Consider the following 9,859-nt stretch of genomic DNA (forward strand, 5'->3'; position numbering starts at 1 on the left):
TGCCCGACATCAGGAGTAACATCGACCCGCATCGGCTCTGCCAATGTCGCCGTAAGCACCTGTTTACGTTCAAACGTACGCCCTTGTGCCTGTATCTCGAGTCGATACTCACCCGGCTGATTAAGGCGGCTCAGAGTTTCTCTGAAAATACCATCGACCGGCAGGCTTTCCGGGTCAGACAATAGTTTACTGCCTGTGCGGCCATCTGGTGCCGTAACCTGCAGGCTCACATCCGTCAGCTGCAGAATCGCCTCTTCATCAACTGTCTCACCCTCATTTTCCAGGGACATTTCGAGCTGCACCGGCACACCAGAGAAAAGACTTCCCGGCAGACCAGTTACTTTGAGTTTTAGATCAGACAGAATCTGCACACGACTGTCAGGCGCAACATCGGCGTCGGCGGTCCACTCTCCGCTTTCAGGAGATTTCACGGTAATCAGATCGAAATTCAGGTCATGATGCCACCGAACATCAGGCGACGTTGCAGCAGAATCCTGAGAGATACGGACGCCCGAAGGCGATACCAGCTCGGTAGGTTTACTGGAAGCCGCTCTGAATATCAGCGCGGTAAATTCGTTAACACTTGGGTCAATATTGAAGGTATTTCCAACAAGCGGTACCTGCTCACTGGGTACGGCACGATCAAATGCTTTCAGGAATGCTGGCATCAGTTCGTCATTGGTATGCGCTTTTAGCGCGAGGCCGTCTGTTTCCATAGCAAGCTGCCCAAGCATAGTGACATCTGCGGCATCGGACAGGGCAAGAGTGTGAATACGGACATTCTTCGACATGTACTCAGGAAGAACAGCGCTGATAAGCCTTTCACGAGCGGCTGTATTCGCCGGCGTGCCAGGGGCGCCACCGGAAGTATCCATATCAATCCGACCATCGGTCAGAAGAATAACAGTCTGATCAAACTGACTTTTCTGAGTCGCCTCGTAGAGGGCTTTATCGAGGGCTTCAACGAGATTTGTATTGAGGCCGACTGAACTTATATCCCCACTCGCTGCGCGCGCTTTCTGGCGCCAGGCTTCATCTACGGTACCAAGCGGCACCAACATATTCACGTAGCGCCCAAAGGTCCAGACACCAGCACGAGCTCCCTCGGGTAATAATTCCGTCAGCAGCTTAAGTGCGGGGCGTCGGAGGTTTTCAGGATCTGTCTCCTTCATGCTGCCGGAGATATCGATCACGATTCTTAAGTCCGGAGCCGGAGCTTCTTCAGCCCGGACGCTGAGGGTTAAGGCGGTGAAGAACACCGCCAGAAAAATCGTTCGGAAAAGCAGCATAAAAGCTCCGACTCCCTTTAATTCAGTCACCTTCAAGTTCAATCAGAATCAGAGGCTATTTTCGAGAACGCGACGACCTTTCTCAGTGATATGCCAGCGCACACCATTCTTACCACTCACCTTGCCCGCAAGGCTGCGTGTAGTCAGCACATGCAGTGTTTTCAGGACTGTCGACTCTTCCTGATTGCATTCTCGGCACACCCCTGCCAGCGAGCGGAAGATATACCGACCGTTGGATAAAATTTTAAGAATCTGGGCCGACGTTGTGTCCAGCTCTTCTGACACATTCGCCATCTGCGGATCGTACCCGCTCATGTCTTTTTCGGTTTCAGTATCAATCAGAGGCAGCAGCTCATTCTGAATAATACGGAGATCCTGCTCGACCTCTTCAGAACGCTGACGAGCGACGTTCGCCTCGTTGAGAATCCGGTCCGACATGTTGTCGATAACAAAGCGACTCAGCAGCGCTGAAACCAGACAGAAACCGGTAAAAATGAGTAGCTGAGAAGGGTCACCCTGACTTTCAAGAACCAGCTCGCTGTTCACCATATCCAGAACAACCGGTACCAGAAACGATGCGCCGACACCCACAACCAGAAATCGTGGAAGACTTGCCGAATCCGGGTCTTTATCACCGTACAGGTAAAAGTTCACCAGACCGCCGAAGATCCCTGCAAGAAGCATTACGGTAGCAAGAATGAATATATGGTTAGCCATTTTCTAAACCCTCAGTAGCACCGCCAGGTGCCTGTGTCACTAATCAGACATGCGTTTTTAATTCTGTGCCCAATCTGGGCACGGTATGAATTAAAACTAGCAAAGTTTTGAGAGTTAGCCAGAAAAGTACGTATCAGCTTGTAAGTCACAGCAGAACTAAGATACAGGAGGGGCATGGAAGTATGTTCTGTTATGCCAGAAGAAAACTGACAAAACAGTAAATAGAGATTGACAGACAGGCAAGACAGCCTGTCTTGCCTGTGCTTCAGCGGAACGGATTTCCTTTAACGGGCGCCGTTTTCTTAGCAAGTCCGGTCGCAGTCGTCCGATCTTTTTGTTGCTCGTCAGGTTTGGGGGCAAGGCCTGCAATCAGGCCGGCCAGTGTCACGATCAGTGCGATCCCCGCAGCGACAGAAAACCAGGGAACAAACTGCTCCAACCCGGCCAGACCATCCGATATTAAAGCGAATGGTACCGCGATAAACCCCGGAGAAAGTACTTCAATGCTGGCATCAGGAACCGGCACTGGCGTAAAAATAATGACGGCCCCTACCGCACTGTAAATATGGTAAGCAGCGCCGCGTTCTTTTACCCAGAACGCCATCTTCCCCCAGCACCAGAAACCCAGCAGGCCCGCAAGGATATAAACGGCCCAGAAGGCGTAATAATCAGTCAGGCTTTCCATATGATGTGATCTTCCCAATCCTCTTCATTCACAAGATTGTCCGCAACACCTTTGCCGCGCAGCGAAACATCGGAGTAGTGGACAGACTCCGGATCTCCACTAATCAGGGGGTGCCACTCCTTCAGCGGCTTTCCCTCAGCAACAAGCCGGTATGCACAGGTTTCTGGCAACCAGTGAAACTCAGAAGCCTGTTCTGGTGTTAACCAGACACAGTGCGGTACATAAGCCTGGCGCTCCTGATAAACCGTACACTGGCAATTATTTTTATCCATGTAGCGGCAATGAATATCGGTGTAATACACATCACCGCTGTCTTCATCCTCTAACTTCTGCAGACAACACAAAGCACAACCATCACAGAGGGATTCCCACTGTTCCCGGCTCATTTCACTTAACGGTGTCGTCTCCCAAAAGCGCAAGGCAGCACTCATTCGTCGTCCTTTCGGCAGAAGAGATCCAGCATGTAGGGTTCTTTTGCCGGAGGCATCTGCAGATAAAAGCCCTTCTCTTCGATATCAGCGAGAACCTTTTCAGCATCTGCCCGACCAAGATTTTTCTCTGGCGTCAGCAACAGGGTTAATGCCAGTTCAGGTTTACCAAACATTTCTTTCAGTTCATCCGGTACACGAGCCATGCCCTCTTTCTTTTCAACGTAGAGGTACATCTCATCCTTGCGACGTGTTTTATAAACGTCACACAAAACGCGCTTAGTCGCCGTCATAATTTATTGCCTGATCTCTTTCAGGTGCGCCAACAGGGCATCACCTATTTCTGATTTTCTCCACCCAAGGAGTATGGGTGGCAATTCATTGTCTGGAGCGCGCATTAACGCCTCCAGCGCTTTTTTGTTGGCCAGCACTTCCGGCGGAATATTCAGCGATTCCGCTTTTTTAATTACGCCTTTTTTCAGAAGCTTCATCAGGTTACCGTCATCAACAGAGAGCGGCCGCTGCAACAACTCTGGCCATTCATCAGAATCGTTAGCCTGTGCCTGCTGAATAATCTGCAGAACCTGTTTGCCACACTCTTTGATGATGTTTGCCCGTAACCCTGCTTTGAAAAGCTGATCGCGGTTACGTGCTTTAAATCTGGATAAATTCCACAGCGCTGGATCATCCGCCACTTTATTTCGCGGGACATCACGCGCCCGCGCCTCTTCCTCACGCCAGACAGCCAGCTGTTGCAGAATGCTCTGTTCCTGCGGCCTTAGCTTCCAACCTGATTTCACTCGCTGAAACGCACCTGAAAAGTCTGTATCGGGTTGACTCGCGGCGACTACAAGACGTTCGCACTCTTCTTCAACCCACGCCTCTCTTCTGAGACTTTCGAGCTTTTGTTTCAATCGTGGATAAATCTGAAAAAGATAAAACACATCTGCGGTCGCGTATTCCATCTGTACCGGAGTCAGTGGCCTCTGAAGCCAGTCCGTTCTGGTTGCTTCTTTGGGAATATCCAGATCTAGCAATTCACTGACGGCTCGTTGAAACCCTACAGAACCACCATACCCCGACAGCGCCATCGCTATCTGTGTATCAAACAAGGGGCTCGGTACGGCATCAAAAATACGTTTACAGACTTCAAGATCTTCCGCGCATGAATGGAATACTTTCACAACATCCGGGCTCTGCATAAGAGCTTTGAACTTGCTCCAGTCGTTGATTGCCAGAGGGTCAATCAATACGCACGCATGTTTATCCGCGACCTGAATCAATCCAGGCTTGGGATAAAACGTACTGGTTCTGACAAACTCAGTATCAACCGCGAGAAAATCCGCCGAAGACCACCTGATGCAGGCATCGTTAAGTTGCTGATCCGTCGCGATCCATTCCGGCACCGGCACTTCAGTCTGTACTCTAGGTTCAGTCAATCAAGACCCCTTAATATCTCACACGCACGTTCGACACTGACACGCTCACCAGCCCGGCCGGAGCGCCGGAAAATATATTCTGCCGTTGTCCGCCCTTCAACGGAGTCGCTACCAAGTATCAACAGCGACGCCTCCGGGAAGTGCTCAACGGACGCAAGCAGATCATCCATATTTATTTGAGAGGGGCCGACCCCGCTTGCTGGCGACAACTCACCGTGCAAAACAAACAGCGGCCCCTGATAATCCACAATCTCAGACAACCGATTGAGCACCGCTTCCGTCGATGCCACCAGAAAGTAACCGGCGCGATCAACATTGGCCTGACACTCCGACTGGCACTGAATACGATTACAGAGCCGGCAGAGCTCCGCTTCGCCGATGCGCGTCAGTACCTCTGCCAGCTGCCTGCTATCGCCGTGGTAGACCAACCATTCCGCCAGCCGCTCTGCTGCCTGCGCACCGATACCGGGCAAGCCATCGAATGCTTCACAAAGTAGCTGATAGTCACGCGGTCGGCTGGCCATAAATCAGAACGGCAGCTTCATGCCTGCAGGAAGCCCCATGCCTGATGTCAGTTTCGACATGTGCTCCTGATTATTCTGTTCGATTTTACGAACGGCATCATTCACAGCAGCCGCCAGAAGGTCTTCAAGCAGTTCTTTTTCTTCTTCCATGATGGAATCATCAAGGTCGACGCGCTTAACATCGTGACGGCCAGTCATAACGACTTTCACCAGACCCGCGCCGGCTTCACCAGTTACTTCTGCTGAAGCCAGTTCTTCCTGAGCCTTTGCCATCTGCTCTTGCATCTTCTGAGCCTGCTTCATCAGGTTGCCCATTCCACCTTTAATCATGCGTACCTCTCTTCAATTCTTCAGGTCAATTCTTTATAAAACATCAGGTATTCGGCCGGACAGTGTCTTCAATAACCTGCCCGCCTAATTCATTAATTATCTGATCTACCAGGGGGTCACTGTCGATTGCCTGACGCGCTGAATACAGCGCATCGGCCAGCAGCCGCTGCCTGCGTTGCTCCGGTGTCTCTCCACGTGTTGCAGTGAGAGTCATTCTGAGTGTCACACCTGGCAGAAATTCCGTCAGAGCCGTTGCGATTCTCTCTCGCTGGGTATCGTTGTACAACGCGCCTTGTGCGGGATCGACATCAAACTCAAGCACAGTGCCTTCCGGCGCCTCTTCACGCTGAATAAGTGCACTGTTTCGGGCAATTGCCATAGGTAATCCAGCGAGCGCCAGATGATCAACCCACATATGCCAGGTATGAGGAGCTAGCTCGGGCAACTCGTCGACACTCGCCATGGCAGACGACTCGGCTTCAACATCTGCCGCTGGCGATGAGCCTGACACTTCCGGCTCACTCACTGGCTCAACCACGGCCTGCGGAACCGGGTTCTCCATAAGGTCGGCCAGAGAGCCATCGCGACGTTCCTGCGTCTCATCACCAGGCATCACTGGTGCCAGCGCAGACTCATATTCGACAGGGACATCTTGTTGGACAGGGATATCGGCTGGAGCCTCAACAGGAGCGCCAGTGGAGCTGCCGGAATGCGCCTCTGCAGGGGTATCAACAGAAGCATCAGCGGCCGTTAAATTTTCCGCAGAGACAGCGTGATCTGTAATGATTGGCGTCGCGGATGGTTCCGGTTGTTGGGGCGTAGCTACCATTGATTCTGGCGCCTGCTTTGAATTTACAGGCTCTGAATTTACAGGCTCTGAACCCATAGGCTCTGCAGCGGAAGGCGTCGCAATCTGAGGTTCTGACTTTTCTGGCTCAGCGATAGCGGGCTCAGAAGCAGGCGAAACAAAACCGAGAGATTCGAACTGCCCTGCAGGCTCGTTCGGCTCTGATGCAGTACCTGCAGCAGTCTCTGAATCAGACTCCGGAACGACCCCACTACCAACCCCAGAAACAGCTTCAGCCGCTGGAGCTGTCAGTGGCTTTTTTTTTTCGAGCGCCGACGCCAGGTCGAGTTCAGGCACGACATCAGGCGCCGGACGGAATGCCAGCATACGCAGTAATATCATCTCAAAGCCCTGACGAGGCTCTGGTGCCATCGCGAGGTCCTGTCGCCCCTGAAGTGCGATCTGATAACACAACTGCAGATCTTCGGCGGGCATTGCCATCGACAACTGAAGTATCGCTTCACGATCCCCTTCGGCATTATCGATGGCATCAGGAACAACCTGAGCTAGCGATGCACGGTGCCAGATATGCAGAAGCCCCTGAAGGATCTCATCGTAATCCGGAGAATGTTCAGCCATGGAAGCCGTTTCAGCCAGGATCTCACTGGCATCTGCCTTCGCCATCACTTCAGCGAGTCTGAACAGCCTGCCGCGATCCATACTTCCGAGCATGGAATTGACCTGAGACTCGTGCACTTCACCTTCGCCAAAGGCGATGGCCTGATCTGTCAGGCTTAACGCATCCCGCATACTGCCCTGAGCTGCGCGGCCCAGAGACCAGAGCGCCGGTTCGTCGTACGGCACAGACTCCGCCTGCAGCACTTTACCCAGGTAACCGACAATACGTTCAGGAGTCATATTCTTCAGGCTGAACTGAAGGCAACGCGAAAGAATAGTTACCGGGAGCTTTTGTGGGTCGGTCGTCGCCAACAGAAATTTAACGTGTTCCGGCGGCTCTTCGAGCGTTTTCAGCAAGGCGTTAAAACTGTGGGTTGAGAGCATATGAACTTCGTCAATCAGGTAGACCTTGAAGCGGCCTCTTGTAGGCGCGTACTGAACGTTATCAAGGAGCTCTCTGGTATCTTCAACACGGGTACGGGATGCTGCATCGACTTCAATCAGGTCAACGAAGCGGCCTTCTGCAATTTCACGGCAAGAAGAGCACTCGCCGCAGGGTCTTGCGCTGACGCCCTGCTCGCAGTTGAGGCATTTGGCCAGAATCCTGGCAATCGTCGTTTTACCAACACCGCGGGTGCCGGTAAACAGGTACGCATGATGGAGACGCCCTTCATTCAGCGCATTGATGAGCGCGCGCAGAACGTGCTCCTGCCCGACCATTTCATCAAAGAAACGCGGACGCCATTTTCTCGCAAGTACCTGATAACTCATGAAAATCTATTCGGCCTGAATACCTGTATTCAGCTCGCATAATAACTGGATAAGCGGGTAAAGTCAGTGACAATCTGGAAAGGAAAATACGGAAGAGAAACTGGAGATGACCTCTGCCAGCCACACCCCGGCACACGAGTCGACCACTACCGTTGCTTCCTTCCGGACCTGGCGGGGTTCGCGGTGTATCGTTGCGAGGGGACCGACAAAGGCCACCATAACGCCCCGCGATCAGCGGGGAGGCGTACATTAGCCAAAACCCGCTTCAGAATCAAGGTCTTATGAACAATTCATTGCGTCAGATGTGGAGCCACTGCTCCAGTGCTTTGGTGATTACTTCCGCACGGGACAAACCTAACTCGTCAGCAGCGCCATCCAGAGCGGCTACGACGTGCGCAGGCAATTTCACTTCCAGACGATGCAAGCCAGCATGCTTGTCGCGCAGACGCTGACTGCGTTTATTAAGGCGAGACTGCTGAGTTCTGTCATAGGGGTTACTGCGAGGGCGGCCCGGCCCTGACGAGCTGAACATATCTATCGTTGTTCTGTCTTCCGGCTGGACCGACATGGAGCTACCTTAACTGCACATTCTGAATACTGCGATGACACTTTGTTTGCAACAGATGCCAACAAAGCGTGAATTATCCCCGAGAACCGCACAAAAGCAACTGACAGAGCTTACCAGTGTGCGCTTTTCTCTAATCAGACTTGTCATACTGCGGCGAGCGCAATACTGTAACTGGGTACCTCATTAAAGAAGCGACATCAGAGCGACAATGACACAGAAGCCCCAAGCGTTACCCCACTCTCTTGCCACACAGACGATCCACCCCGATTCTCTCGACTTCAAAACAACTGCGGATATTGAGCCCTTTCACGGGGTTCTGGGTCAGGAGCGAGCCGTCAACGCGATCCAGTTCGGCGTTGCAATGGAACGCCCCGGTTACAACATATTCGTTATGGGAGACACCGGAACCGGTCGCTCGTCCTACGTGCGCGACTATCTGAAAAGCGAGGCCAAGCGTCAGAAGACCCCAGACATCTGGTGCTACGTAAACAACTTCAATAATCCGCGCGAGCCCAAAGTTCTCGCCCTGCTCCCACAGGAGGCCAGTGACTTCCGCGGGCTTATGACCGAATTGATTGATCAGCTGATTGCCAGCTTTCCAGCCGTTCTGGAGCACCCGACCTATCAACAGAAAAAGTCGGCCATTGATTACACATTTAACCGTCGTTATGACCGGGCGATCGAAACGGTAGAGCGGGAAGCGCACAAGCGCGGGGTTGCCGTATACCGGGATTCAAACGCTATCAGTTTCACCCCAATGCGCGAAGGCAAAGCACTGGATGAGACCGAATTTGCTCAGCTCTCCGAAGAAGAGCGGGAAACCTTCCACAATGACATCGCTGAGCTTGAACACATGCTCAGTGAGCAACTTGCAGAACTGCCACAATGGAAACGCGAAAGCAGCAACGAGCTTCGTCGCCTGAATCAGGAAACGATTCGCGAGGCGATCACTCCCTTGCTCGCTCCGATTCGCGAAGCCTTTTCTCATCATGAGCCAGTGATGGACTACATCACGGTGATGGAAGAGCACCTTCCGTCCGTTGTTCTGGAAGAGCTGGTCGAAGAGCGCCTGATGGACCTGCGTGAAGAGTACGCGAAACGCAGCAGCCTTGAAGATTCACTGCTGCCAAATATTGCCACGCATCATGCGCCTGACAGTGGCGCGCCGGTGATCTACGAGCCCCACCCGTCGTACGCCAACCTCGTCGGACGCATAGAGTACGTCAGTGAGCAAGGCGCCTTGGTCACCAATTATCAGAAAATCGCCCCAGGTGCGCTGCACAAAGCCAACGGCGGCTACCTGATTCTGGATGCCGAGAAAGTGCTGTCCGAACCCTTCGTGTGGGACGCGTTGAAACGTGCACTGCAATCCAACGAGCTCAAGATGGAATCGCCCTATTCCGAGGTCGGCCTGCTGAACACAACATCACTCGTGCCAGATGTTATCCCCCTCGATTTTAAGCTGGTGCTTATTGGCTCTCGTCAGATTTATTACCTGCTTCAGGAATACGACGAAGACTTTAAGCGTCTGTTCCGCACACTGGTCGATTTCGACAGTGATATCGAACTGACTGAACCCCACGTTCAGGCCTACGCTCAACTGTTGAAGAGCCGGATCGAAGAGCAGCAATACGCCGACCTCG

11 protein-coding genes and 1 other RNA gene are annotated in these 9,859 nt (G+C 52.6%); 1 reads left to right on the forward strand and 11 read right to left on the reverse strand.

Going from position 1 to position 9,859, the window contains the following annotated elements; all coding sequences use genetic code 11:
- From B2067_RS06295 to ybfE, 11 genes are all read right to left on the reverse strand, one after another.
- Nucleotides 1–1,289, reverse strand: a 1,289-nt coding sequence (locus B2067_RS06295) for a vWA domain-containing protein (protein ID WP_301387822.1), incomplete at its 3' end; no start/stop codon positions are given.
- Nucleotides 1,290–1,337: 48 nt separating this feature from the next.
- A complete protein-coding gene (locus B2067_RS06300; RefSeq protein ID WP_301387824.1) occupies nt 1,338–2,006 on the reverse strand; it encodes a YEATS-associated helix-containing protein in 669 nt (222 codons plus the stop codon).
- A 265-nt stretch (nt 2,007–2,271) separates the two neighbouring features.
- Nucleotides 2,272–2,691, reverse strand: a complete 420-nt coding sequence (locus B2067_RS06305) for a hypothetical protein (RefSeq protein ID WP_273087323.1) — start codon at nt 2,689–2,691, stop codon at nt 2,272–2,274.
- A complete protein-coding gene (locus B2067_RS06310; RefSeq protein ID WP_301387825.1) occupies nt 2,679–3,122 on the reverse strand; it encodes a YcgN family cysteine cluster protein in 444 nt (147 codons plus the stop codon). The genes B2067_RS06305 and B2067_RS06310 overlap by 13 nt, the downstream gene beginning before the upstream one ends.
- On the reverse strand, nt 3,119–3,412 hold the full coding sequence (locus B2067_RS06315; RefSeq protein WP_068443098.1) for a YcgL domain-containing protein: 294 nt from the start codon (nt 3,410–3,412) through the stop codon (nt 3,119–3,121). The genes B2067_RS06310 and B2067_RS06315 overlap by 4 nt, the downstream gene beginning before the upstream one ends.
- 3 nt (nt 3,413–3,415) lie before the next feature.
- Nucleotides 3,416–4,558 carry a ribonuclease D gene (rnd, locus tag B2067_RS06320; RefSeq protein ID WP_297533939.1) on the reverse strand — a complete coding sequence of 381 codons (1,143 nt, stop codon included), beginning with the start codon at nt 4,556–4,558 and terminating at the stop codon, nt 3,416–3,418.
- A complete protein-coding gene (locus B2067_RS06325) occupies nt 4,555–5,082 on the reverse strand; it encodes a toprim domain-containing protein (protein ID WP_297533937.1) in 528 nt (175 codons plus the stop codon). The genes rnd and B2067_RS06325 overlap by 4 nt, the downstream gene beginning before the upstream one ends.
- 3 nt (nt 5,083–5,085) lie before the next feature.
- Nucleotides 5,086–5,412: a YbaB/EbfC family nucleoid-associated protein gene (locus B2067_RS06330; RefSeq protein ID WP_068442809.1), complete on the reverse strand. Its 327-nt coding sequence runs from the start codon at nt 5,410–5,412 to the stop codon at nt 5,086–5,088.
- Nucleotides 5,413–5,455: 43 nt separating this feature from the next.
- Nucleotides 5,456–7,648: a DNA polymerase III subunit gamma/tau gene (dnaX, locus tag B2067_RS06335; protein WP_297533935.1), complete on the reverse strand. Its 2,193-nt coding sequence runs from the start codon at nt 7,646–7,648 to the stop codon at nt 5,456–5,458.
- A gap of 111 nt (nt 7,649–7,759) precedes the next feature.
- Nucleotides 7,760–7,856: signal recognition particle sRNA small type (gene ffs, locus B2067_RS06340), an RNA gene on the reverse strand.
- Nucleotides 7,857–7,946: 90 nt separating this feature from the next.
- Complete coding sequence (ybfE, locus tag B2067_RS06345) at nt 7,947–8,216, reverse strand: LexA regulated protein (RefSeq protein ID WP_297533933.1); 270 nt, start codon at nt 8,214–8,216, stop codon at nt 7,947–7,949.
- Nucleotides 8,217–8,424: 208 nt separating this feature from the next.
- Here ybfE and B2067_RS06350 point away from each other — a divergent pair.
- Nucleotides 8,425–9,859 (forward strand): AAA family ATPase (locus tag B2067_RS06350; protein WP_301387827.1); only part of this gene is annotated, 1,435 nt, incomplete at its 3' end.

Source organism: Thalassolituus sp. UBA2590, from assembly GCF_002339775.1.
Taxonomy (GTDB): domain Bacteria; phylum Pseudomonadota; class Gammaproteobacteria; order Pseudomonadales; family Oceanobacteraceae; genus Thalassolituus.

Coding starts and splice junctions, on each gene's coding strand:
- B2067_RS06325 (WP_297533937.1), bottom strand. CDS start 5,082: ATGGCCAGCCGACCGCGTGACTATCAGCTACTTTGTGAAGCATTCGAT.
- B2067_RS06315 (WP_068443098.1), bottom strand. CDS start 3,412: ATGACGGCGACTAAGCGCGTTTTGTGTGACGTTTATAAAACACGTCGC.
- B2067_RS06310 (WP_301387825.1), bottom strand. CDS start 3,122: ATGAGTGCTGCCTTGCGCTTTTGGGAGACGACACCGTTAAGTGAAATG.
- B2067_RS06330 (WP_068442809.1), bottom strand. CDS start 5,412: ATGATTAAAGGTGGAATGGGCAACCTGATGAAGCAGGCTCAGAAGATG.
- B2067_RS06305 (WP_273087323.1), bottom strand. CDS start 2,691: ATGGAAAGCCTGACTGATTATTACGCCTTCTGGGCCGTTTATATCCTT.
- ybfE (WP_297533933.1), bottom strand. CDS start 8,216: ATGTCGGTCCAGCCGGAAGACAGAACAACGATAGATATGTTCAGCTCG.
- B2067_RS06300 (WP_301387824.1), bottom strand. CDS start 2,006: ATGGCTAACCATATATTCATTCTTGCTACCGTAATGCTTCTTGCAGGG.
- dnaX (WP_297533935.1), bottom strand. CDS start 7,648: ATGAGTTATCAGGTACTTGCGAGAAAATGGCGTCCGCGTTTCTTTGAT.